16 protein-coding genes are annotated in these 24,353 nt (G+C 62.7%); all 16 read right to left on the minus strand.

Annotated features, from left to right (window positions below; genetic code table 11):
- Positions 1 to 175: 175 nt before the first annotated feature.
- Positions 176 to 1,000: a carbohydrate ABC transporter permease gene (locus ACFOTD_RS27325; RefSeq protein ID WP_378123120.1), complete on the minus strand. Its 825-nt coding sequence runs from the start codon at positions 998 to 1,000 to the stop codon at positions 176 to 178.
- Between the two features lies 1 nt (position 1,001).
- On the minus strand, positions 1,002 to 1,922 hold the full coding sequence (locus tag ACFOTD_RS27330) for a carbohydrate ABC transporter permease (RefSeq protein WP_378123121.1): 921 nt from the start codon (positions 1,920 to 1,922) through the stop codon (positions 1,002 to 1,004).
- A gap of 86 nt (positions 1,923 to 2,008) precedes the next feature.
- Complete coding sequence (locus tag ACFOTD_RS27335) at positions 2,009 to 3,349, minus strand: ABC transporter substrate-binding protein (RefSeq protein ID WP_378123122.1); 1,341 nt, start codon at positions 3,347 to 3,349, stop codon at positions 2,009 to 2,011.
- A 304-nt stretch (positions 3,350 to 3,653) separates the two neighbouring features.
- Positions 3,654 to 5,405, minus strand: coding sequence for a response regulator (locus ACFOTD_RS27340; protein ID WP_378123123.1), 1,752 nt, complete (start codon positions 5,403 to 5,405; stop codon positions 3,654 to 3,656).
- A complete protein-coding gene (locus tag ACFOTD_RS27345) occupies positions 5,380 to 7,146 on the minus strand; it encodes a cache domain-containing sensor histidine kinase (RefSeq protein WP_378123124.1) in 1,767 nt (588 codons plus the stop codon). The genes ACFOTD_RS27340 and ACFOTD_RS27345 overlap by 26 nt, the downstream gene beginning before the upstream one ends.
- A gap of 144 nt (positions 7,147 to 7,290) precedes the next feature.
- A complete protein-coding gene (locus ACFOTD_RS27350; protein ID WP_378123125.1) occupies positions 7,291 to 8,292 on the minus strand; it encodes a Gfo/Idh/MocA family protein in 1,002 nt (333 codons plus the stop codon).
- 53 nt (positions 8,293 to 8,345) lie between these two features.
- The gene (locus ACFOTD_RS27355) at positions 8,346 to 10,055 is read right to left on the minus strand and encodes a hypothetical protein (protein ID WP_378123126.1); all 1,710 of its coding nucleotides are present in this window, start codon (positions 10,053 to 10,055) and stop codon (positions 8,346 to 8,348) included.
- A 93-nt stretch (positions 10,056 to 10,148) separates the two neighbouring features.
- The gene (locus ACFOTD_RS27360; RefSeq protein WP_378123127.1) at positions 10,149 to 11,795 is read right to left on the minus strand and encodes an extracellular solute-binding protein; all 1,647 of its coding nucleotides are present in this window, start codon (positions 11,793 to 11,795) and stop codon (positions 10,149 to 10,151) included.
- Between the two features lie 80 nt (positions 11,796 to 11,875).
- On the minus strand, positions 11,876 to 12,832 hold the full coding sequence (locus ACFOTD_RS27365) for a carbohydrate ABC transporter permease (protein ID WP_378123128.1): 957 nt from the start codon (positions 12,830 to 12,832) through the stop codon (positions 11,876 to 11,878).
- A complete protein-coding gene (locus ACFOTD_RS27370) occupies positions 12,826 to 13,719 on the minus strand; it encodes an ABC transporter permease (RefSeq protein ID WP_378123129.1) in 894 nt (297 codons plus the stop codon). The genes ACFOTD_RS27365 and ACFOTD_RS27370 overlap by 7 nt, the downstream gene beginning before the upstream one ends.
- 159 nt (positions 13,720 to 13,878) lie before the next feature.
- On the minus strand, positions 13,879 to 14,970 hold the full coding sequence (gene bglB, locus ACFOTD_RS27375) for a beta-galactosidase BglB (RefSeq protein WP_378123130.1): 1,092 nt from the start codon (positions 14,968 to 14,970) through the stop codon (positions 13,879 to 13,881).
- 51 nt (positions 14,971 to 15,021) lie between these two features.
- A complete protein-coding gene (locus tag ACFOTD_RS27380) occupies positions 15,022 to 16,191 on the minus strand; it encodes a trans-sulfuration enzyme family protein (protein ID WP_378123131.1) in 1,170 nt (389 codons plus the stop codon).
- A 1,427-nt stretch (positions 16,192 to 17,618) separates the two neighbouring features.
- On the minus strand, positions 17,619 to 19,511 hold the full coding sequence (locus ACFOTD_RS27385; RefSeq protein ID WP_378123132.1) for a heparinase II/III domain-containing protein: 1,893 nt from the start codon (positions 19,509 to 19,511) through the stop codon (positions 17,619 to 17,621).
- A 277-nt stretch (positions 19,512 to 19,788) separates the two neighbouring features.
- Positions 19,789 to 21,567: a cache domain-containing sensor histidine kinase gene (locus ACFOTD_RS27390; protein ID WP_378123133.1), complete on the minus strand. Its 1,779-nt coding sequence runs from the start codon at positions 21,565 to 21,567 to the stop codon at positions 19,789 to 19,791.
- Positions 21,568 to 21,588: 21 nt separating this feature from the next.
- Positions 21,589 to 22,671: a glycoside hydrolase family 88/105 protein gene (locus ACFOTD_RS27395; protein ID WP_378123134.1), complete on the minus strand. Its 1,083-nt coding sequence runs from the start codon at positions 22,669 to 22,671 to the stop codon at positions 21,589 to 21,591.
- Between the two features lie 36 nt (positions 22,672 to 22,707).
- Positions 22,708 to 24,348 (minus strand): response regulator transcription factor, encoded by a 1,641-nt coding sequence (locus tag ACFOTD_RS27400; RefSeq protein WP_378123135.1) that lies wholly within the window; start codon positions 24,346 to 24,348, stop codon positions 22,708 to 22,710.
- Positions 24,349 to 24,353: the final 5 nt, after the last annotated feature.

The following is a 24,353-nucleotide window of genomic DNA, read 5'->3' on the forward strand; positions in this document are numbered from 1 at the left end:
GGGTTGCCGGGGTTGCCGGGTTGCCGAGGTTGCCGGGGTTGCCGGGGTTGCCGGGGTTGCCGGGGTTGCCGGGGTTGCCGGGGTTGCCGGGGTTGCCGGGGCTGCCGGGGTTGCCGGGGTTGCCGGGGTTGCCGGGGTTGCCGGGGTTGCCGTCACCCCTTCACGCCGCCCGTCGTCACCCCTTCACGCCGCCCGCCGCCACGCCCTCGATGACGCGGCCGGAGAAGAAGAAGAACAGGATGAGCAGCGGTACCGTCGCCATGACCGAGCCGACGAGCGCGAGATCCATGTTGTACAGCACGTTGGTCGTGAACTTCATGATCATAAGCGGGATCGTCTTGCGGGTCTCGCTCTGCAGGAAGATGAGCGGCACGAAAAACTGGTTCCAGATCTGCATGGACATGATGATGCAGACGCTGAAAGTGACGGGACTCGCCAGCGGGAACATCACGCGCAAAAAGGTCGTCCACTCCCCGGCGCCGTCGATCTTGGCCGATTCGTACAGGTCGTGCGGCAGTTTGGCGAAAAAGGTGGTCAACAGAAACACGGGCATCGACAGCCCCGAGGCGAGCACCAGGATGACGGCCCATTGGCTGTTCAGCAGGTGCATATCGCGAATGAGCAGGAAGATCGGGACGATCCCGAGCTGCACGGGGAACATGAGGCCGATCAAAAAGTAGAGCAGCAGCCCGCTTTTGAAACGGAAATTGAACTTGCCGATCCCGTACGCGACCATCGTGGACAGCAGCACGACGATGGCGAGCGAGCCGAACAGGATGAGCGCGCTGTTGAGCAGGTATGTGAAGAAGCCTGCCTCCGCGAACAGCTTGCGGAAATTGCCGAAGCCCAGGTGCTTCGGCATGCCGAAGGTGGCGGAGAGCAGCTCTTTTTTGGGACGCAGCGATTGGTAGGTCATGTAGCAGAGCAGCATCAGCGTCAGCAGCGAGTATATCCAGAGGATCGCCGCGCTGACGGGCGTCCGCTTCGGTCTCAGTCTCATGTCAGTCCTCCGCTCTGCGGTAAGTGAGGGCCACCTGGACGAGCGCGACGGCGAAGACGATGACGAACATCACGCAGGCGATCGTCGTCCCCATACCCATCGCGTTCACGTTGGTCGTGCCGCCCACCGCGCTGTTGTCGCCGAACGAGATCCGGTAGAAAAACAAGGCCATCACGTCGACGCTCCGATTGATGCCGCCCGACGCGCCGCCGAGAATGAAGCTGTAGTCGAACAGCGTCATGGCGAAAATGTACGTCAGGATCAGCATGTTAAGGATCGTCGTCTTGATCTGCGGCAGCACGATGCGGAAGAAGCGCCCCCAGTAGGAAGCTCCGTCAAGCAGCGCGGCCTCGATGATCTCGCCGGAGATCATTTTCATCGCGCCGAGGAAAAAGATCATGCCGACGCCGATGCCCGACCAGGCGACCAGCAGCCAGACGATGTAGATGCCGAGCTCGGGCAGGCCCATCCAGGGCCGCGTCCAACTGCCCAGGCCGACCGTCTCGAGCAGCTTGTTGAACACGCCGATGTTGCCGTCGAACACGAGCGTGCCCATGAACACGATGACCGGCGTCGCTATGAATTGCGGGGAGAAGATCATCGCCTGGAAAAAGCGGTGCCCCCGGATTTTGCCGTAGATAAGATAGGCCAGATAGAGCTGCGCGGGAAGCACGACAAGCGCGTTCAGCGCGAAGATCGTGGCGCTGTGGCCCAGGGCGCCCGTCAACTGGCGGAACAGCTCCGGATTCGAGAACAGCTCGCCGTAGTTGCCGAAGCCGACGAACTTCTTTTTGCCGATGCCGTCCCAGCGGGTCAGGCTGATCTGGATCGCCGAGAAGATCGGATAGACGGAAAAGAGCGAATAAAGCAGGAAGCCCGGCAGGATGAACCAGATAAACGGCTTGCTGCGGATCCAGGCCATGGCGGCCACCTTCCTTCATGCGCGAGACGCGCGGGCGGCGATGCGCCGCCGCCCGGACGTGCCCGGATTTCGTGGAGTAACGTGCCTTATTGGCCTGGATACTTGGCCGCTTTGTCGAGGATGGCTGCGCCTTCTTCGCCCGTGATCGCGCCGGTCATCAGCTTCGGAATGACGTCCTTCATCATGATGTCGGCGGCGTTGGACTCCGGCGTGGACAGCGCGGTGAGCACGGAGTAGATGTTGAGGCCGGCTTCGTCGAATACGGCGAGCTCCTTGACGCCCTCGTCCTTCGGCGCGATGTCCTTGATCGTCGGCACGAGGCCCGTCGAGTCCTCCATGATCTGCTGCGCTTCCTGGCTGCTGAGGAACTCCAGATACTTAACCGCTTCGGCCGGATGCTCCGATTTGGAGGAGATCGCGTAGGTCATGAAGTTGCTGTAGCTCGATTGCACGACGCGCTTGCCTTCTTTGTTCGGAACCGGGAAGCGGCCGAGGTTGATGCCCGCCGCGACGTAGGTGGCGTTGTTCCAGGTGCCGTCGATGATGGCCGCCGCCTTGCCGTTGGTGAAGGCGAACTGCGCGCCCGCCATGTCCTGGGCGAGGAAGTCTTTGCCGAAGTACCCCTTGTCGGCGAAGTCGCGGAACGCCTGGAACGTCTCGGCGACGGTCGGATCGGTCAGCTTGCCCTCGCCGGCTTGCGCCTTTTGCAGGGCGGCGTTTGCGAATGCCGGGGCGAAGGCGAAGATCGGCCACGCGCGATCCCACTCGCTCTTGCCCGCCAGCGCGATCGGCGTGACGCCTGCGGCCTTCAGCTTGTCGAGGCCCTGGACGAATTCGTCCCAGTTGGCGGGTACGCTCAGGCCGTTTTTATCGAACAAGTCTTTGTTGTAGTACACGACGTTCGTATCGAAAAAGGACGGGAGCGAGCAGTAGAGCTTGCCGTCTACGGTGCAGTAGGCTTTTTCCGGATCGGCATTGCGGCTGAGGTCCATGTTGTAGGACGTCAGGTCGAGCAGAAATCCGTTTTTGACCATCTCGCCCATCTTGGACGTCTTGTCGCCCTGCACCCAGAACAGGTCGGGCAGCTCGTTGGCTTGGAGGGCCACGTTCAGGCTCTGGTCGTTTTGGGCGAAATCGTAGGTCAGCTTGATGTTCGGATACTTTTGCTCGAAAGCCGCGTTGATCTTTTTGAACGGCTCCTCCAGCACGGCCTGGTTGCCCAGGTCTCCCCACACTTTGAGCGTGACGTTCTCTCCCGACGGAGCGGCGGCGCTCGGCGAAGCCGATGCGGACGAGCCGGCGGAGGAAGGCGACGGCACACTGGAAGACGCGCTGCCTTCGTTGTTGTCATTGCCTCCGCAGGCTTGCAGCGTCAACGCGAGCAGGGCAGCGGCGGCGAGGACGGCGAACGGTTTGCTTTTTTGCAAGATGAACCCCTCCTGAATAAACAAATCCTTAGATGGTGGCGCAAGGCACAGCGGATCGCGATCTGGTTTTATTGTAAGCGTTACCACGTCATCCGTTCCATGCACGCCGCCCCGCGTTCCGTGCCATAAAAAACGGAACCCGCGGTGCCGGATTCCGCTCCCGTGCCAAATTCAACGAATCTCATGCCACGATCAACGCGGATCGCGGGAAGGAAACTGCCGTCCGCCCGTCGGCTTGGCGCGGGCGAGCCGCCGATAAGCGCTTTTGCGCACGATCCCGGCGTCGCCGCGCTCCCGCAAGCAATCACCGCCGGCCTTTAAAATGGCTGATGGTCTGGCCCGTGGCCCGCTTGAACACCTTGACGAAGTAATTGGGATTGGCGTAGCCGACGCGCGACGCGATCTCCTCGGTCGACAGCTCCGTCTCGCGGAACAGCCGTACCGCCTCCTTGATGCGCACGTCCGTCAGATGGTCCGAAAAGGACTTCCCTGTCTCCTGCCTGAACCGCTGTCCAAAGTGGTTCTCGCTGAACCCGGCCAGCTGGGCCATGTCCTCCAGGCGGATCGGATCGGCATAATGCGCCTCGACGTAATCCCGCACCCGCGCGACCCAGCCGTCGCGCGCCTGCTTGCGCGCGACCAGCTCCGCCGACTTCGCCGCGATGGCGCCGAGCGTCCGGCTCCACGCCTCTGCCGTGCGGACGCTGCCCGCCGCCTCCGCGAAGGGCCACAGAGCGCCGAACCGCTCGCGCAGCTCCTCCGGCCCCGGATTATACCGCTCGATCAGGAAGTCCGCGAGCTGCGAGACCGCCGCCACGCCCAGCCGGATCCACTCGGCCGGCCTGTAACGATCTTCGCGCTCCGCGCGAAGCGCGAGCAGATCGTCCGCGAGCGCGCCCGGCTGCAGCAGCCGAAGACGCTGCTTGAAGCCTTTGTACAGCGCCAGCCATTCGGCATCCGGGATCGCGCCTCGCTCGCCCGCCGTCTCGCGGAAGCGCACGCCGCCCTCGAACAGCGCGACGGCCGCAGCCGACTCGGCGCCGCGCCTCGCAGCCGTCCAGTCGCCGCCAACGTCCTGCGGCGCGGAAAACCCGATGGCCAGCGTCACGTTGAGCTTCTGCTGGAAGGCAGCCGCCCACTCCTGCGCCATTTTGGCGAAGGCTTCACGGTCCGCCGCCGCAACCGTGTCCGACGTCGCCGCATCCGTATCCAGCTCCAAATCCGACCGCGCATCCGCAGTCGCCCGCGCATCCGCAGTCGCGCGTTTGTCGGCCGCCCGTTGCGGACCTGCCGCGTCCTCGGACCGGGGCGCCGCCGCCGACTCTCCCCAGACGCAGCCGCCGTGCAGCATCTCCTCGCTCTCGCCGAACAGCACGGGAAGACGCAGCCGCGCGAACAGCTCCTCCGCCAGATACAGCATCGCCCGCCGTTCCGCCGCGGCGTAGCCGACCTCGCGAGGGACGGGCTTCAGCGCCGCCCAGCGAAAAAGACGGCCGCGGCCCACCAGCGCGGCCGCGAGCGCCGGGAACGCCCGCTCATTCGCCTGCGCCTCTCCTGCGGCCGAAGCGCGTACATCCGTGCGCTCCAGCAGCAGCCGCGACTCGTCAGCGAGCGCAGCGTCTCGGCCGCCACCCGCAGGCGCATCGCCGACGGGCGTCCCCGTCCCAGTCCCTGTCCCCTCCGCCGCCTCGAATTCGAGTCCGCCCAGCACCCGCAGCAGCTCCTCCGGCTCCATTTCATACTTGGAGATGTAATCCTGCACCCCGAGCCGGATCGCCTGGCGCGTATGCTCGAAGTCGTTGTAGCTGCTTAAGATGACGACCCGCGCGGCAGGCGCCGCCGTCCGCAGCCCCCGGATCAGCTCGAAGCCGTCCATGCCGGGCATCCGGATGTCCGTGAGCACCACGTCGAAGGCTTGCTGCGCGCATGCAGCCAATGCCTCCTCGCCGTTTTTGAATACGCCCGCGATCCGAAATCCGTGCGCCTCCCAGTCGATCATCGACTGCAGGCCGATCCGGACGAGCGACTCGTCATCCACGATCATGACGCTGCGCATCGGCTTCTCCCCCTTCCTCCCGCTGCAGCGGCAGCCTGATCGTCAGCGTCGCGCCTTCGCCCGGCGCGCTCGCGACGCGCAGCCCGTACTGCGCCCCGTAGTGCAGCTGCACCCGCTCGTGCACGCTCCGCAGGCCGATCCGCGCGCCGCCCTCCTCGGGCCGCGACCGTCCGTCGCCGCCGTCGAGGCTCGCGACCACCGCCGCGTGTCGCTCGGGCGACATGCCGACGCCGTTGTCCGACACCGTCAGCACGAGCGTCCTGCCCGCAGTCGCTGCCTCGACCGAGATCTCTCCCGGCCGGTCGGCGTCCGCCAGTCCGTGAAGCAGCGCGTTCTCGATCAGCGGCTGGAGCAGGAACTTCGGCACGAGCGCAGCCTCGAGCGCCTGCGGAACCCGCGACTCGAAGCCGAAGTGCTGATACCGCACCTTCTGGATGGTGACGTAGCTCCGGAGCATCTCCACCTCGGTCCCGAGGGGCACCGGCCCGCCGCCGCCGCGCAGCGCGTACGTCAGCAGCCGGTTCAGCGAGTCGACCGTCTCCTTGATATTGTCCTGCTTCTGAATCATCGCCATCCAGCGGATCGAGTTCAGCGTGTTGTGCAGAAAATGGGGAGACAGCTGATTTTGCAGCACGCGGATCTCCGCCTCTTTTTTCTGCCGCTCCTGGCGGGACGCTTCTTCGATGAGCCGCTCGATCTCGTACATGACGGAGATAAACGTGTCGTTCATCTCCACGATCTCGATCGCGCCCCCGAACCGCTTGAGCCGGCCGGGCCGCACGCCCTTGATTCCCTGCTTCATGTTGACCATGAGCCGCCGGATCGGGATGACCAGGTCGATGACGAGCAGCTGCGTCAGGACGAGTCCCAGGACGATGCAGCCCAGCACGATAAACGTCGCCATGCGGGCCGTACGGTAGATCGGCTCGTACAGCTGATTGAGCGGGAGCTGCGCGGACAGCTGCCAGCCGTTGCGGATGCTGTCCCGCGAGTAGGTCAGCAGCTGCCGCTCCCCCGCCTGCGCCGTTTTCCCGTTGCCGAGAATCTCCTCGCCCTTGCCCGTCAGCAGCCGGATCGCGGCGTTCTCCCTGAACTTCGTCTGGCTGAAAATGTCCGTGACCGCGTCCGTCCGGATCACGATCGTAAGCGTCCCGAGCGCGCTCAGCTTCTTGTCCCGGATCGACCGGCCAAGCCGGAGCGCATCGAACGAAGCGTAGCCGTCGCTGTACGCCTCGGGGCGAAACCAAACGGCCCCGCCCTTCATTTCGGCCACGCGCGCCTGATAATCGGCATCGTCCGCGCCGAAGCCGTCGATCGCATCGGTGCCGTACGTATACTCGGCGTCCGGCGTCGTCAGCTTGATGGCGCGGATATAGGCATTTTGATCCGAGCCGAGCCAGAAGACATTGAGACGCTCGTTGATCGCGTTCTGGATCTCGAAGCGCTCGTACACCGAGGCCGGCTTCACCGCAAGCCGCGACAGCAGCTCGTCGTCCGTCATAATCTGCTTGCTCAGTTGCTCGTAGCTGCCCAGCCGGTCGTCGATCTTCTGCGCCATCAGGGCGAGCAGGTCGGTCGCATACTCGGCGGTCCGCGCCTTGGACGAGGCCGTGTAGCTGTCCGTCAGAATGTAGATGCCCGCCAGGGCGGGCAGCAGGATCAAGGGCATATAGACGAGCGGCAGCTTAAAAGGCAGCCGGATGCGCCGCCATCCCGGCGGCCGCAGCTTGAACATATTCATGGCGATTCTCCCGTCCGACGGCGTCGGTCTCATATGGAAGCGCTATCGCCATCATTCTAACACAATGTTCAGTTGCCAGGTCGCGCCGCCTTTGCCTTCGCCTCCGTTTCCGGCATTGTCCTCCAAGCCCTCGTCTAGACCTCTTTACAACCCGATCGACCGCCCCTCGTCCGCCGATTCGTTCGCCCGCACGACCAGCTCGAGCGATCTGGCCGCATCCGCGTAAGAGGAGCGGATCCCCGACGTATCGCCGGAACGCGCCGCTTCGAGGAAAGCGGCCGCCTCGTCCGCGTACATGTTCTCCTCCGGAAAGTGCGCGGACACCTCCTCGCCGCGGAAATCCCCGTACAGCCGGCTGCCCAGGCGGGACAAGTCGACCGTGAGCCGGTAATCCCGGCCCAGCAGCTCGATCTCGACCCGCGGCCGCTCCACGCCCCACGAATGCGTATGCGTCTGGACCGTCCCGCGCGCGTAAGCCAGGTTGACGACGAAGTTGTCCTCGACCGTGTAGTCCGCGCTCTTGGGCCGCTGCACGTTGGCGCCGAAGGCGTGGATCGCCTCGACCTCGCCGCCTTGCGCGCCCGCGATATACCTGGCGGCGTCGATCAAGTGAATCGCCTGGTCGAACATCGGCCCGCCGGACTTGGCCTTGTCGAGCAGCCAGCGCGGGGTCGGCGCTTCGGGAAGGCCGGCGGCGCAGGCGTGTACGCTGCGCACGATCGGCACCGGAGCGCCGCTGCGCGCGATCAGCTCCCTGGCCATGGTCACGGCACCCGCATAACGGTACATAAAGCCGACCGCGCATACGATGCCGCTCTCGCGGACGATCGCCGCGATCTCCTCCGCCTCGCTTACCGACCTTGCGGGCGGCTTCTCGACGAAGCAGGCGATGCCGCGCTGCGCCGCTTCGAGAATCGGGCCCTTGCGCACGCCCGGCGGCGTGCAGACGAACACCGCGTCGAGCGGCGTGCGCTCGAACAGCAGCCGATAATCCGTAAAGGGCTCGGCGCCGTACTCGGCCGCGATCCCGGCCGTCTTCTCGGCGTTCGTGCCGCAGACTGCGGCGATGCGAACGTCATCTCTTTTCACCAGATTGCCGATATGCCTTTTTCCAATGACGCCAATGCCGATAATGCCGATATTCATGCTAAAAGTTCTCCCTTCTTTTCATGCCAAGCCGTGTTCATTCACGTCATGCGCTACTCTTCCTTGCCGTCCGCCTCTTCAAATTCAATGCCGCGAACGCGGAGCGTCGCGTCGGTCGGCGTGCTCCAGTTGACCATCACGGCATGCGTGCGCGCATCTGGCGGGTCGTTGCGCATCGCGATCTCGTCATGCTCGCCCGCGCCGCCTTCGATGCGGATGCCGTACCTGCCGGACCTGTACACGGCTGCGCCGCCTGACAGGCGCATGGTCATAGGCCCGGTCGACTCGAGTCCTTCCCCGCTCAGCTCTCCTTCCTCCGGCGGGAACAGGCAGACCGCCTGCAGGTAGATGCCGCGCGGATCGTCCGAGACGACCCGCATGTCCAGCCCGTCCTCCAGCAGGGTCAGCTCGATGCCGACGGCCGTGCGCACGATGCCGATCCGGCGCCGCAGATGGTTCGGCATATCGACGTAGCGGCCGCCGGCGTGCAGCGTGTGCTCGTCCGCGAGCGGGCCGAAGTAGCAGCCCTCCAGCTCCGCGCGAAGCAGGAAGCGGTCGTCCCCCAGCGACTCGATGCCCGGAAAAGAGACAGCGCCGGCGCCGAACCAGCCGATGCCGAGCTTCAGTCCGAGCAACCGCGCCTCGCCGTATTGGACGTACAAGCACTCCGCCTGCCCCGCCATGGCGGTGACGCTTAGCGGTCCTCGCCGGTGCCGCAGGACAGGCGCGCCGTGCGGATGCTTGACGACCGGGCCGAGATAGGGCACGCGGTCGGGGACGCGAGCGCGATTGCCTTCGCCGAGCAGCACGGTATAGCGCTCGTAAGGCGGCGCAGCGGAGACCGTCGGCGTCATCCGCTCCGGCATGAGCATCCAGTGAAGCAGCGCCACGCTCCCGCGCGGCGCCGTCCGGTCCGCGGCCGCAGCGAGCGCGGCCAGCTCCGGATCGCTCTCCCGCGCGGCGATGAGGTGAAACGCCACGTAGTAGCGGTCGTCCATACGGACCACCTGCCCGAGATCCTGTCGGCCCGAATATTCGGTCGCGATCGTGTCCCCCGGATGCAGCATGTAACGCATCATTCGCAGCGTGCTCGCCCCCGCGTCCAGCGCCGGCGCATAATTGAACACCATGCCTACGTCGTAGAGGTAATAAGCGCAAATCGCGTTGTAGATCGAGTTGCTCCGCTCGGTCCACTCGCCGTAGTCGGTAATGTCCAGGCCTTCGTTCAAAAATTCGAACGCTCGCTCACGGTACGCCGCCCCGCCGAACAGCTCTTCCATTTTGGCAAGCGCCGACGCCATCACCCAGCGGTGATTGGGCGTATGAATGCCTCCCTCCAGCAGCGCGGGAGAGGCGCGCCGCAGAAACGTCAGCACGGCGTTCGTCGCCTTCGCCGCCTCCTGTCCCGCATCCTTCAGCAGCAGCTGCGCGACAAGCGCGGCCAGATGCGACGTGAACGCCGTGTCCGGCGGCGAATCGATGTTGCAGTTATAAAGCGATACGTTGCCGCTCGGCAGCTGGATGCCCAGCAGCTCGTCAGCCGTATCCTCGAGCGCCGCCAGAACCGCCGGATCCCGATAATAGCGCGAATGCTGCTGGCAGTAGAGCACCGCGAGCAGCGTCAGCCGGCTCAGCTCCCTTCCTTGCACCCTTTTCTTGCGAAGACTCCGCTTCTCGGCCTCTATCAGCGTCCATTCCTCGGCGAGCCTCGCCTCCTGCAAGCGGACGAGCTCGGCGATCCGCGCTTCGACAGTCGATTGCACACGCATCCTCCTTTCGGCTCCGGACAGACCGAAGGACGGACGGTTCGCGGACCGGTCCGTCCTTCGGCCTGCCCGGGCATAGGCCCCAAGCGTTTATTCGTTCGTCGTCTTCCAGTTCATGGCGACCAGGTTTTGCGTCACTTCGGCGTCGTATTCCTCGCCGCCGTTTTTCTTCCAGCCGGACACGACGTTCTCCCATTCCGCGTCGAAGTCCTTGGCGATAACCGCCTTGGAGAGCGCGTCGTACAGGAACTTCGTGATGTTGGCGACGCTCTTGTCCGATACGGGCCGCGGCGTATCGACGAGCGGCCCCTGCTTGCCGTACTTCTCGAAGGATTTGAAGTAGGCGTCAAGAATGTCGGCGATCTCGTCGGGATTGGGCTCGTTGGCGAACTGCTTCTTGATTTGGTCCTTGGTCGGATTGCCCATATAACCTTGGGTGAGGAGGTTCAGGTCCTTGAAGTACCAGTCGATCTCCTCCGCGTTTTTGACCGGATCGATCGCCACATACAGGCCGTCCTCCTCCTTGAAGTGCACGCCTTCAATGCCGGCCTGGACGAGCTTGATGTTTTTCGCCAGGAAGTTCAGGTACTTGACGGCGGCCGCCGGGTTTTTGGACGACTTCGGAATCAGGTTGAGCAGCCCGTAAACGTTGGCTTCGGTCATCGCCTGCGTGCCGTTCGGCCGCACGAGGGGATCGAGCGTCACCCATTTCGCTTCGGGCACCGTTTTGCGCGTTTCCTTGGTAACGGTCCACGGGTCCTCGTTCGAGTCCATGAAGCCGGCTACGCCGGACGTGTAGTTCTGGATGAACTGCTGCGAGTTGACGTCGGTGACGAATTCCTTGGAAATGAGACCGTCCTTGTACAGCTTGTTGAGGAAGCGGAAGAACTCCTTGCCCTCATTCAGCGCGACCGCGGAGTGGAAAGTACCGTCCGCGAAGTTGCCGCTCGGCATATACATCTCGGTGGCCGGACCGTCGATCGCCACGCCCGCGCCCCACATCGGGCCGAAGAAGAAGCCCTTCATGCCCTGCGAGATCGCCGGCAGCGCGTACGGCACGACGTTGTCCTTGCCGACGCCGCCCGGGTCCTTTTCCTTGAACGCCTTGAGCGTCTCGTACAGCTCGTCGAGCGTCGTAGGCGCCTTCATGCCGAGCTTGTCTAGCCAGTCTTGGCGGATCTTCATGTTGGAGGCCGCCGCCGTGCTCATCCGCATCGCAGGAATCGCATAGCGCTTGCCCTTATAGGTGCCGGCCACCTCGAGCGACGGGCCGATCAGCTTTTTAATGTCCGGTCCGTACTGGTCGAGCAGATCGTCCAGCTCCCACAGGCCGCCTTGCTCCGCCCATTTGAACATGGCGTTCATATCGTAAGTGATAATAATGTCGGGGCCGCCGCCGGACGCCATCCAGATGTTGTTTTTCTCGCTTTCCTGTGAACGCGGCAGGACGACGTATTCGACATCGAGGCCTTCCTTGCGGGCTTCCTCCTGCAGCTTTTTAACGATAACGGTGTCTTCGAGCTTCTGGCCGTTCGGCGAATTCGAACGGTCCCATAGCGATACGCGCACCTTTTCCAGCTTGCCGTCTCCCGCCTGCGTCGCGCCGGACGTGCTGCCGGTCGCGGCCGCGCTCGAAGCGCCGCTCTTTTCGTTATTGCCCCCGCATGCCGCGAGCGGCAGCGTGACCAGCGCGACCGCCAGCGCCGTCTGCAATCCTTTTTTCCAACTCCCCATCATTCCGGTTGCCTCCTTGGTAATCAAGACTGAAGTAGCGCTATCGTGAACCCGAATGGCGCGGCGCCGCGCGATCCGGACGTTCAACCTTTTACGGAGCCGAGCATCGAGCCCTTGACGAAGTACTTTTGCAAAAAAGGATATACGATTAGGATCGGCACCGTGGCGACCACGATGACGGCGGCCTTGAGCGATTCCTGGATGACCGTGAACTTGCTCTCCATCGTCATCTGCTCCAGCGACGTATCCATTTGCGACAGCAGCAGGATGTTGCGCAGCTTCGCCTGCAGCGTGAGCAGGTCGGGATTGTCGATATAGAGCACCGCGCCGAAGTAGGCGTTCCAGTGGCCGACCGCGTAGAACAGGCCGATCGTCGCCAGCGACGCCCCCGAGAGGGGGAGCACGATCCGGATCAGATAGCGCATGTTGCCGCAGCCGTCCATGACCGAGGCCTCCCGCAGCTCGTCGGGAATCGTCTGGAAGAAGCTTTTCATGATAATGACGTTAAACGCGCTGATCAGGCCCGGTATGATGAGCGCCCACAGCGTGTCGAGCAGATGGAGCGACTTGACCACGAGGAACAGCGGGATCATGCCGCCGCTGAACAGCATCGTGACGACCATGAACCGCATGAAGATTCCGCGGCCCTTGAGATCCCGGCGCGACAGCGGGTAAGCCGTAATGATCGTGAACAGCAGGTTCAGCGTCGTGCCGACGACCGTCAGGAAGACGGTGACGAGCAGCGAACGGATGACCGAGCTGTCCGCCAGGATCATCTTCATCGAACCGACCTGGAAATCGACCGGCCACAAGAGTACTTTGCCCGTCTGGATCGCGGTGCTGCTGCTGAAGGCGTTTGCAAGCGTATTCAGAAAGGGAAACAGGCAGATGAACGTGAACAAGATGAGCGCGCTGTATACGAAGATGTCGAAAACGAGCTCGCCCGGCGTGCGCTTCGCCTTCCTCGGACGCGTGGACGGCGTTGACCGCGCTAGCTCGCCCGCCGGCTGCGCCTCGCTGCTTGCCGAGCCGCTTACCATAGTCCCTCGCCTCCCGCCCTTTTCGCAAAATGATTGGCCGCGACGACGAGACACAGATTGATGACCGACTGCACCATGCCGACCGCGGTCGTCAGTCCGAATTCGCCCTGCTTGATGCCGACACGATACACGTACGTGCTAATGACCTCGGATACGTTGCTGACGACCGAATTGGCCAGCGCGAGCGGCTGCTCGATGCCGATCGACACCATGTTGCCGACGGCAAGGATGAACAGAATGACGATCGTCGGCATGATGCTCGGCAGCGTGACGCTGGCGATCTTGCGGATGCGTCCCGCGCCGTCGATGGACGCCGCTTCGTACAGCGCCGGATCGATCGCCGTGATCGCCGCCAGGTAGATGATCGTCCCCCAACCCGCGCTCTGCCAGACGGCCGACAGCGTGTAGGTGATGATCCACCACGTCTGATCCGCCATGAAGTAGATCTCTTTCATGCCCAGCCAGCGCAAGATCTGGTTGATGACGCCGTATTTCGGCGACAGCACCGCGTATACGATGCCGCCGAGCACGATCCAGGACATGAAGTGGGGCAGGTAGAGCATCGACTGCGATATTTTCTTGAACGAGCGGGACCGCACCTCGTTCAGCATGAGCGCGAGCAGGATCGGCGCCGGGAAGCAGACGAGCAGCCCGAGCAGATTCAGCAGCAGCGTATTGCGCGTGATCCGGAAAAACTCGGGAATCGAGAACATCTCCCGAAAATTGGCGAGTCCGGACCAATCGCTGCCCCACAGGCCCCGGAACAGGTTGTAGTCCTTGAAGGCGATAACCAGCCCGCCCATCGGGACGTAGGCGAAAACGATGAAAAAGACGGCGGCCGGCACGAGGAGCAAATATAGATCATAGTTTTTTTTCCATTCCTTCACGGTCCGCTCCCTCCCTGCGAAATGCCGAAGCGTTCGGCGGCTTGAGATGTTGGCTGTCGATGAGGCTGAACCTATTGATGATGATGATCTTGTCGATGATGCTGATTTTAGTGTAGAGGGGATTGTAAGCGTTTTAAATGCGGAAAATTGGACGTTTTATTAGATTTCTTGCACCGGTTGGGCCGTATGCTTGAGACTCTCGGCCAGCATCAGCAGCGCCATCGATTGGCCGTACGGCATCGGACAACGGGGAATTTGCCTGTAAAAGTCCAGCGTGCGCCCCATCCGCGTGCCGTACGATACGTCCTGTACGGCGCCGTCGGCATCGATCCGTCCGACGACGGCTTGAAGCGCGCGCAGGCCCGGCTCTCTGTAACGCGTATCCAGATACCCTTTGCGCACCGCCTTGAGCAGCCCGTAGGCGAAGCCCGCCGTGGCCGACGTCTCCTCGTACGAGGACGGATCGTCGAGCAGCGTGCGCCACATGCCGGACGGCTCCTGCAGCTCGGCCAGCTTGGCCGCCTGCCGCTCGAGCGACGACAGGAGGAAGCGCCGCACGCCCGGCGATACGTCCACGATGTCCAGGTAATCGACCAGGCCGGCCGTGTACCAGGCGTTGCCGCGCCCCCACCGCGCCCGGGCGAAGTTATGATTCTCTTTAAACGTCCATCCGTGGAAAAACAGGCCGGTCTCCGTATCCGTCAAATATTTCAGATGCACGAGAAACTGCCGCACGCTCTCCTCCACGTAGTCCTCGCGGTTCAGCAGGACGCCCATGCGCCCGAGGAACAGCACCGTCATGTACAGCGTGTCGTCCCACAGCTCGCCCTCGTTCGGGCTGTCCACCGCCGTATGGGCGATGCCGGACTCCGGCGTGCGGGGCATCCGGACGGCCGCATAGTCGGCCCATTCCTCGCAGACTTTTAAATAATCCGGCTTGCCGGTCTCCTCGTACAAGTAGCTCAGCGTCAGCAGCGGGCACATCGTATTGACGTTTTTGCCGGGCAGCCCGCGTTCGAGATGGCGGTCGAACCAGGACGTCAGATAATCGAGCAGGCCGGGATCGCCGGTTTCCTTGTAATACAGGTAGAGGGAAAACAAACCCACGCCCTGCGACCAGTCCCACACGTCCATCGAGATGATGCTGTCGGCCGTATCCTCCCGAATCGCCACCTTCAGTCCTCGCATGCCCGCGATGACCCGCTCGATCAGCGCTTGCGCCTCTTGCCTGTCCAGCTGCCGTGCAATCATGGCTTCCACTCCCGTTTTGTATGTTTGTAGGTCTGTATGTTGAATGAAGCCTTAGGCCAGCCCGCGGCGCATGCCTGCCAGCGCTTGATCGATATCGGCCGTCAAGGCGTCCGCATCCTCCAGCCCGATCGAGAGGCGGACGAGCCGCTGCGGCATTCCCGTCCGCAGCGAGGTCTCCTCGTCGATGCCGAGTCCCGGCGTGTTGACGAGGCTCTCGAAGCCGCCCCAGCTCGGCCCCTCCTCGAACAGCGCCAGCCCTTTGGCGAAGCCGACGATCTGCTCCCGCGTGCCCCGCGGCACGAAGCTAAGCAGTCCGGTGCAGCCGCTCATCTGGCTGCGGGCCAGCTCATGCTGTGGATGGCTCGGCAGGCCCGGATAGAGCACGCGCTCCACGAGCGGATGCGCCTCGAGATACGCGGCGATTCGCATCGCGCTCTCCTGATGCTGCTTCATCCGCAGCGGCAGCGTGCGCAGCCCGCGGATGAGGAGCCACGCCTGGTGCGGATCCATCGCCGCGCCGAACAAGCCGCGCTCCTCGTGCGTCACGCGCTCCATACGCGCCAGGCTGCCGACCATGACGCCCGCGAGAATGTCGCTGTGCCCGCCCATATACTTGGTCGCGGAGTGCACGACGATATCGATCCCGCAGGCGATCGGATTCTGATAGAGCGGCGTCGCCCACGTGTTGTCCGCGATCGTCGTCGCGCCGTGCGCCTTCGCCAGCGCCGCGATCGCGCGCAGGTCCTGAAGCGTGAACACGTTCGACAGCGGCGTCTCCAGATAGATCGCCCGCGTATTCGGGCGGAGCGCAGCCTCGATCTCCCCGACGTCCGTTCCCGATACGAACGTCGCCTCCACGCCGAACCGCCGCATATAGACGTCCAGGAAGCCCTTGACCGGCGGATACACGTTCAGCGGGCAGACGATGTGGCAGTCCTTCTCCATGATGCTCATGAGCGCGGCGGAGATCGCCGCCATGCCGGAAGAGAAGCAGCGAGCCGCCTCCGCTCCCTCCAGCGCCGCGATCTTGCGCTCCGCGATCTCGGTCGTCGGATTGGCGACGCGGGTGTAGGTGTAGCCATGGTTCGTCGTCTTGCGGGTAAACAGCGTATTCTGAAAAATCGGCGGCACGATCGCACCGAGATGGCGGTCATAGTCGTCGCCGAGATGCAGGCAAATGTCCTGCTTGTCTCCCCATTTGCCTCCAGTACCTTCGTCCATTTTCTTCGCCTCCTGTCGAGGTCTTTGAGTAATCATATTTTAAATGGCCGCGTCCGACGTACCGCACACCTTGCCGTCAACCTTGCCGCAGAGCATGCTGCTTGCCGTTTTAACGTTATCCCCTTCGCACAGGAAGGCTGCCGGCTAGCTCGAGTTGGGGTGTAACCGCGCAAATCTCGCTTGCAGCAGGCTTTTCTCCCCTGCCCCGGGCTGCAGCCGCGCAAACCTCGCTTACAGCCTCACACTCGCGCTGCAACCGCGCAAATCTCGCTTGCAGCGGGCTTTTCTCCCCCGCCCCGGGCTGCAGCCGCGCAAACCTCGCTTACAGCCTCACGCCTCCGTTGTAACTGCACAAATCTCGCTTGCAGCGGGCTTTTTTCCCCGTTTCAGGCTGCAGCCGCGCAAACCTCGCTTACAGCCTCACGCTTCCGTTGTAACCGCACAAATCTCGCTTGCAGCGGGCTTTTCTCCCCCGCCCCACGCTGCAGCCACGCAAACCTCGCTTACAGCCTCACGCTCCCGTTGCAACCGCACAAATCTCGCTTGCAGCGGGCTTTTTTCTCCCGCTCCGGGCTGCAGCCGTGCAAACATCGCTTACAATCTTGCGCTCAGTAATGAGTAGTGTAGAAGTAAAATGCTATATTGCAGCTACAGCGGCACTACGACGGGTGATGCGGACTGTAGCAGCAGATTTTGCGGTTACAGCGGCGCAGCGACGGTTGATGTGAACTGTAGCGGCAGAATTTGCGGTTACAGCGATGCTACGACGGCTAATGCGGACTACAGCAGCAGATTTTGCGGTTACAGCGGCGCAGCGACGGCTGATGCAGACTGTAGCAGCAGATTTTGCGGTTACAGCGGCGCAGCGACGATTGATGTGAACTGTAGCAGCAGATTTTGCGGCTACAGCGATGCTGCGACGGCTGATGCGGGCTGTAGCGGCAGATTTTGCGGCTACAGCGGCGTTGCGCTGGTTGATGCGAGCTGTAGCAGCAGATTTTGCGGTTACAGCGACGCTGCGATGGCTGATGTGAACTGTAGCAGCAGATTTTGCGGTTACAGCTGCGCCACGATGGCTGATACGAACTGCAGAAGCAAATTTTGCGGCTACAGTGGCGCTACGGCGGTTGATCCGGACTGTAGCAGCAGATTTTGCGGCTACAGTGGCGCTACGGCGGTTGATGCGGACTGTAGAAGCAGATTTTGCGGCTACAGTGGCGCTACGGCGGTTGGTCCGGACTGTAGCAGCAATTCTTGCTCCTTCAGCTTTGCAACGACAGCAACATGCCGCTTGTTGCTTTAACTTCTGCTGCCATGGCACTTCTAGCCCGTTCGCCGCCTCGGTTCCTGACTGAAGGGGATACTGTTCGAACGCCGCGGAACCCGCCTTATCCATGGGTCCCAGCAGTCGTGTCGTCAGCTAGTCTTCAGTCCTCCGTCTGCCAGCTATAGGTCGCCTGAAACTTCGCTTCCCGGCCCGCCCGTCGGACGAGCACGCCCCAGCGCAGCTTGTCGAGCCGGTGCTCGTAGCCCTTGAATAAATAGACGGAGGTGCCGGCCGCGCCCGCCATCCGCAGCGTGACCCGCTTGTCGGCGAGCGTCCAGACCGCTTCCCAGTCGCCGTCGATGTCGCAGCGCGCCGTCTCCAGCATGAGCGCGTAGCCGTCCTCGACGCCCGGCGGCTCGCAGGACGCAAATGCAAGCGAAGAGCTGAACTCGCCCGCGCAGTGGAAAAGCCAGTCGAATTCATGCACGCCTTCATGCCCGGCAGCGGGCCTGACCTCGAATTCGTCATGCAGTCGGTCCGCCTCCAGCCGCAGCGTACGCGCAAATCCGATGCCCGGATACACCTCGTCCGCGGACACCGCGCACAGGTTGCGCTGGGCGTCGAACCGGTCCATGCGGCCGTTCGGGCGGTTCGGTTGGTTGCGCCGGTCGACCATCAGCGAGTTGTGCGCGATCGTTTTGCGCTGCCACTCCCTGAAGAGTACCGATCCGTACCCGCTGTTGGACACGTCCCGCGACACGATCTCGTCTTTCACAAACAGCTCGAAGTTCATGATATCCGCGTGCGCATGCCCCTCGATGACATAGCCGTACTTGAGAAAAACCGACGCCTCCCCGGCGTGCAGCTGAGCAAAGTAAATATCCTTGTCGTAGCGGGACAGTCCGTCCGGCAGACCGCTCCCGGCAGGCAGGCCGTCGAAGCGCTCGTTTTCCCAGTCCCGACCGAACAGCAGCCGCGCGAGGCCGCCGATATTGGCGCCGGGATGCGCCTTGTTCGGCTCGTCGTAGCTGCGCGACAGCGCGTAGCGGAACGGCACTTCATCCTGTACGGCACGGATCCATTCGTACTGGTGGGCGTAGTTGCCGAATCGCAGCAGCGGCCAGCCGTCGTTCGGATTCGGAAACTCGCCGCTCGCGAAGGCATACTTGACCGGATACCGGTACATCCGCAGCAGCGCGTCCTCGAGGATGGGGAAGTCGTAGCCGTACAATTTGCAAAACGCCAGGTAATAGGTCATCCCTTCGGCACAGTAGAAGTGGTAGTGGAAGGAAGCCTCGTACCAGAAGCCCTCGGGCAGCAGGCCCTCCTCCAGCTTGTGCTTGATGCCGTACTCGCCTTCGGCGGCCCGTTCGCACCAGATCGTTTCGCCGAAAAACAAGCCGATCATGCCCGCCGCCGCTTTCATCCAGCAGATGACGTTGGGCGTCACCCCCACCTTCTCGATGAGGAAGGCCGCCTCGGGAATGAAAAAGGTGTGCTTGTAAAGCTCCATCTCCTCGTCCGTGAACGCTTCCTTGACCAGTTCCATGCCGTTAAGCAGCCAGATGACGGCCACGCCGTCCGTCAGGTCGCAGCCGGTGAACTTGCCCTCCTGCCCCGGGGGCGTGCGCACCTCGAAGCTGCCATAGTTGTCGCACAGGAAGCCGAGCACCTTGCGGATAAACGCAAGGTAGGCCGGGTCGCCGTACAGGTTGTAAAGCACGGCCGCGTGAAAGACTTGCGTGCAAGCCGAGGTTCGGTATATATAGCACCAGGCGTCGTCCGCTTCCTGGGCGACCCGGAGCTCGCCGCAGCCGCTGCAGCGGTGCTCGCCGGGCTTGCCGGGATCGAATATAAGCGCCGCGAAGCATTTGTCGCAAAAATAATGGTGTCCCCAGCCCGCGACTCGCGAGACGTCGTCGGCATAATTTGCGACCCACCAGTCCGTATCCGGCTTGAAGCCGTCTACGATTCCCCTGGCCCAATCGAAGTTCGCGATCTTGTCCCTTACCGCCTGCCAGTCCTCCACCATCTTCTTCGTGCGGTTCGTCATCGGTTGCACTCCTTCGGCTAGCCTTGCGCCCTGCAAGGCCGATATCGACGGCGCGGCCCCGGGCCGCTCCGCGGCGGTCGGCGGGGCGGGCTCGGAGCCGCGTCTGCGCAAGCTTATTTTCGCAATTGGAGGAAGCGCTTACTATGGGGTGATTTTGCGATTATATTAGCTATTTTGACTTTGTGGCGAGGGAGCGGGGGCAATTGATTCATTTGGTGAAAGGAGGGGGGCGGGAGCGGGGGCGGTTAGTGCCCAAATGGGCTTATCTGCTGGCCATCTACTCATCCCGCCGCACGGCCGGCAGCCTGACGGTCACGGTCGTCCCTTCGCCGGGGCGGCTCGCGATGGAGAGTCCGTAGGATTCGCCATGCAGGATGCGGACGCGCTTGTGCACGCTGATGACGCCGACGTTGGTATGCTTGCCGGAGCCTTCGCCCGCTTCGCCGTACAGCTCGGGCCGGAGCAGCCGCTCCACCTTTTCCCGCTCCATGCCCACGCCGTTGTCGGACACTTCAAGCACGAGATCCCCATGCTCCGCCCGGCAGGCGATGCGAATCAGCGCCTTGCCCGGCTTTTCCTCGATGCCGTGCACGATCGCGTTCTCGGCGAGCGGCTGAAGGATGAACTTCGGGACGCGGCACTCGGCCAGCGCCGGGTCGTCGTCGATCCGCACCTCGATCCGGTCCCCGTAGATGATCTGGTGAATGGCGAGGTACCTGCCGACGAATTCGAGCTCCTCGCCGAGCGTGATATCGTCGCCCTTTTTGCCGAGACTCTCGCGCAGCAGCCTCCCGAGCAGGTAAATCAGCTCGCCGATCTCCTCCTCGCCCTTGAGCTTGGCCATGCTGTAGATCGTCTCGAGCGTGTTGTACAGGAAGTGAGGGTTCATCTGCGCCTGCAGCGCTTTGTAATCGAGCTGCAGCGAGCGGTATTCGGCCTGCTGCACGAGCATCTTCTCGCGGTAGACCGAATGGAACAGATCGTCGATCTTCTCGGCCATCGAGTTGAACCTGGCGGCCAGCATGCCCACCTCGTCGCGGCTGCGGGGAACGATGATCTCGTGCTTGGAGTCGAGCGTGAACTTGGACATGCTCTGGAGCAGCAGCCGGATGTTCGCGGTAATGCTCTTGGAGATCCGGGCGGCCATGAGAAAGGCGAGCAGCAGCGCGGCAAGCAGCGTGCCGATCGTCCAGTACTTGAGACTTTCGGTTCCCCGCGTAAGGCGGCCCACGTCGATGATCTGCACGATTTTCCACTTATCGTAATCCGTGGACAGCACGCTCGATATATAATGCTTGCCGCCGTATTCGAAGTCGCTTTTCGCCTTGCCGGACAAGTACAGGTTCTGGTCCAGATAATATTCGGCGGCCCCGCTGAGCGCGCCCGAGACAAACAGCTGGTTGAATTCATTGAGGATGAGGACGTCCCCGTCCATCAGGTTCTGCACTTCCGCCAGAATCTCGCCGACGTAGTCGCTCTCCAGGCCGATCGCGATGACCCCAACGTAGCTCGACGTCTCGATGTCGTAGAGCGCCTTCGCCATGTAGAGCGTATCGCCTCCGTCCGTGAACCAGAGCGCCCTCCCGCGCATCTCCTGGATCTGCGCCAGATCGATCCGCTCCATCGGATCCTCGACAGGTTGAGCCGCCTTCCGCGTGGTGACGTACGACCGGCCCGCTGCGTCCAGGATGGAGACGGATTTGTAGTAGTCCTCGATAAACAGGAGATCGCTCAGAAAATCGCTGACGTATCTTTTTCGCGCGTACACCTCCGCTTCGCTGTCCGGCTCCCGGCTGAGCGTCTGGCTGAGCGAGGAGTTGCGGAACTGCTGGAAAGCCGCCTGCTCAACGTCCGTCGTCAGCTTGTCGACGTTGATTCCGATCTGGCCGATCAGGTACTGCGAGAACTCGCCCGAATTGCGCTTGATGACGCCGAGCGATACGAAATAGTTGATGCCGCTGATGAGCGATACCGTGATCATGACGATAACCGTAAACGCGAGCAGGAACTTCGTCCTGAGCTTCGCGTCCGCATATAGGCGTCTTAGGCTGCGCAAAGCGATCACCGTCCCCGGTCGTTATTGCGGATCGTCGACATGGTGAAGTCCCTCCACCAGCATGAGCAGCGCCATCGACTGGCCGTAGGGCATCGGACAACGGGGCACGGTCCGGTAAAAGGACTTGGTCATCCCGAGCCGCGTGCCGTAAGACACACCCTGCACCCGCCCATCTTCGTCGATCCGCCGGATGACGGCCCGCATCGCGGACATGCCGGCGGCGCGGTATTCTTCGCTGATATAGCCTTTGCGCACCGCCTTTAGAATGCCGTAGGCAAAGCCGGCCGTCGCGGACGTCTCTTCGTAGCTGTCCGGATCGTCGAGCAGCGTGCGCCACATGCCGCCGCCGGTCTGCCATTCCGCGAGCCGGCGGACCTGCTGTTCCATCGACGCGATCAGATACATCTCGATGCCGAGCGGGAGCTCGACGATATCGAGATAATCGACCAGGCCCGCCATGTACCAGGCGTTACCCCTTCCCCAGAGCGCGCCTGCGTAATGGTCCCGGCGGTCGAACGACCAGCCGTGATAGAACAACCCCGTCTCCCTGTCTGTCAAATATTTCAGATGCACGAGAAACTGGCGCACGCTCTCCTGCACGTAGTGCTCCCGCTTCATCGCCATCCCCATCCGTCCGAGGAACAGCACGGTCATGTACAAGGTTTCGCTTCGCAGCTCCTCGGCGTTCAGCCCGTCCAGCGTCGAGTGCGCGATGCCGAACTCCCGCGTGCGCGGCATCTCTTCGGCCGCATAGCTGGCCCATTCCTCGCAGACGGCCAGATATTCGGGATTGCGCGTCTCCTCGTACAGGTAGCTAAGCGTCAGCAGCGGACACATCGTATTGACGTTTTTGGGCGGCAGCCCTTCCCGGATGCGGTCGTCGAACCACTTGGTCAGGTAGGCGAGCATCCTGTCGTCGCCGGTGTTTTTGTAATACAAATAGAGCGAGAACAAGCCCACCCCCTGCGACCAATCCCATTCCTCCATCGAAATGATGCTGACCGGCGTATCCTCCTCGATCGCGATCTCCAGCCGCTGCATGCCCCCGACGACCTTTACGATCAGGTCCTCGATCTCCGCTCTCTCCGGTTGCACGGACGCCATCGCATTTCCTCCCCCGACTTTGCGGCATTTAACGAATTATTCGCTTCGGTTCTTGTACTCCTTGGGCGACACGCCTTCGACCTTCTTGAACACTTGGTAAAAGTAGGCGTACTCCTTATACCCGACCATTTCTCCGACCTCGTTCACCTTCAGCCTGGGATCGCGCAGGAGGCGCTTGGCCGCCTCGATCCTCGCCTTCACGACCAGATCGACGAAGTTGATGCCGGTCTCCGCCCGCAGCAGGCGGCTGAGATAACCCGAGCTGAGCCCGAAGTGGTCGGCGAGCGAGGTCAAGCTAATCGTCTCGGCAAAATGCGCGTTGATGTAGTCGATCGATTTTTTGACGACGAGGCTGTAGTCCTTGTCCCCGCCGTCCAGCTTGTCCTTGACCGTCCGGATCAGGGCTGCCACGTATTCGGAGGCCTCCTTCATGTCCGCCAGCCGGTACACGTCCTCCAGCATCTCGTCGATGCTCTTGCCGAATCCGAGCTCGTCCCCCGTCGTCCGGTAGTAATAACGAGCGGCGGCCAGACAGATTTCGGACAGCAAGCCCTTCGCGACCCGGATATTGCCCTCGCTGTACAGCTGGACGCGCTCTAAAAACCGTTCCAGGTGGCCGCCCATCTCCTCGGCCGTCGACTGCTCCAGCATCCGGTTAAACGTCTCCAGGTCCCGGACGATCGCGAACCGTCCGCTCTCCATCCCCGACTCGTCGGGCGCCGGCAGCAGGACGGGCTCCTCGGTGCGAAAGAAGCTCGTCTCCATCAGCGCCGAGGCTTCGGCGAACGCCTCGCCGAGCTCCTCCAGCCGCTTGTACGCCTGGCTGACCGCCATGCAGCACGACAACCCGCGGCGCTCCCTGGCCAGCTCGATCAGGTCGTGGCAAAAGCTCTGCAGCTTCATCCGCAGCTCCCGCGGCGTGAGCGGCTTAGGGAACAAGCAGGCCAGCGCGAGATCGTCGCGCACCCCGCCGTCGATCGTCTCGAAGTCGCGCCTGTCGGCGGCCGCTCGGGCCAGCGCGGCTATCTCGTCCCGCAAGCGCGGATCGATGCGCTGACTGCCGTCGCCTCGCGCGGCGTCGGATGAGCGCTTCGATCGGACGATGACGACGGCGCAGCGGCTCCAGATCACGCCGAGCTCCGCCGCCGTCTTCGCGAGCTCGTCCCGGTCCGGTCCGGCGCCGCCGATGAGCTCGGAGATCAGCTTGCTGCGCAGCGTCGGCAGCGAGCTTCGGTGCCGCTCCGACAGCCGGCTGTACGCCTCTTCCCGCTCGGCGCGCCGGGACAGCTCTTCCCTTTCCCCGACAATCTCGTCCACCGCTTGGGCGATGACGCGCTCCAGCTCGTCGTTGCGGATCGGCTTCACGACGATCTCCTTGACGCCGAGACTGAGCGCCCGCTTGGCGAACTCGAAGTCCTGATAGCCGGTAATGAGGATTGTCTTGGAGAGCGGCAGCTCCGCATGCATATGCGCGGCAAGCTCCAGTCCGCTGACGCCCGGAATCTTGATGTCCGTAATCAACAGATCCGGACGGCACTCGTCTATGACCTGCCTGCCTTCGACGCCGTCCATCGCCTGCCCGACGACGGTGCAGCCCAGGCGCTCCCAGTCCACGGTACACACGATCGATTGCAGGATCAGCGGCTTGTCGTCGATGACCACCACCGTCATTTTCATCGCCT

The sequence above is a fragment of the Cohnella sp. GCM10012308 genome (assembly GCF_042649185.1).
Taxonomy (GTDB): Bacteria; Bacillota; Bacilli; order Paenibacillales; family Paenibacillaceae; genus Cohnella.

What these genes read in the sequence shown, in the direction of transcription:
- ACFOTD_RS27385 (WP_378123132.1), bottom strand. Translation starts at nt 19,511, where the DNA reads ATGACGAACCGCACGAAGAAGATGGTGGAGGACTGGCAGGCGGTAAGG.
- ACFOTD_RS27400 (WP_378123135.1), bottom strand. Translation starts at nt 24,348, where the DNA reads ATGAAAATGACGGTGGTGGTCATCGACGACAAGCCGCTGATCCTGCAA.
- ACFOTD_RS27380 (WP_378123131.1), bottom strand. Translation starts at nt 16,191, where the DNA reads ATGGACGAAGGTACTGGAGGCAAATGGGGAGACAAGCAGGACATTTGC.
- ACFOTD_RS27350 (WP_378123125.1), bottom strand. Translation starts at nt 8,292, where the DNA reads ATGAATATCGGCATTATCGGCATTGGCGTCATTGGAAAAAGGCATATC.
- ACFOTD_RS27340 (WP_378123123.1), bottom strand. Translation starts at nt 5,405, where the DNA reads ATGCGCAGCGTCATGATCGTGGATGACGAGTCGCTCGTCCGGATCGGC.
- ACFOTD_RS27365 (WP_378123128.1), bottom strand. Translation starts at nt 12,832, where the DNA reads ATGGTAAGCGGCTCGGCAAGCAGCGAGGCGCAGCCGGCGGGCGAGCTA.
- ACFOTD_RS27360 (WP_378123127.1), bottom strand. Translation starts at nt 11,795, where the DNA reads ATGATGGGGAGTTGGAAAAAAGGATTGCAGACGGCGCTGGCGGTCGCG.
- ACFOTD_RS27330 (WP_378123121.1), bottom strand. Translation starts at nt 1,922, where the DNA reads ATGGCCTGGATCCGCAGCAAGCCGTTTATCTGGTTCATCCTGCCGGGC.
- ACFOTD_RS27325 (WP_378123120.1), bottom strand. Translation starts at nt 1,000, where the DNA reads ATGAGACTGAGACCGAAGCGGACGCCCGTCAGCGCGGCGATCCTCTGG.
- bglB (WP_378123130.1), bottom strand. Translation starts at nt 14,970, where the DNA reads ATGATTGCACGGCAGCTGGACAGGCAAGAGGCGCAAGCGCTGATCGAG.
- ACFOTD_RS27345 (WP_378123124.1), bottom strand. Translation starts at nt 7,146, where the DNA reads ATGAATATGTTCAAGCTGCGGCCGCCGGGATGGCGGCGCATCCGGCTG.
- ACFOTD_RS27395 (WP_378123134.1), bottom strand. Translation starts at nt 22,671, where the DNA reads ATGGCGTCCGTGCAACCGGAGAGAGCGGAGATCGAGGACCTGATCGTA.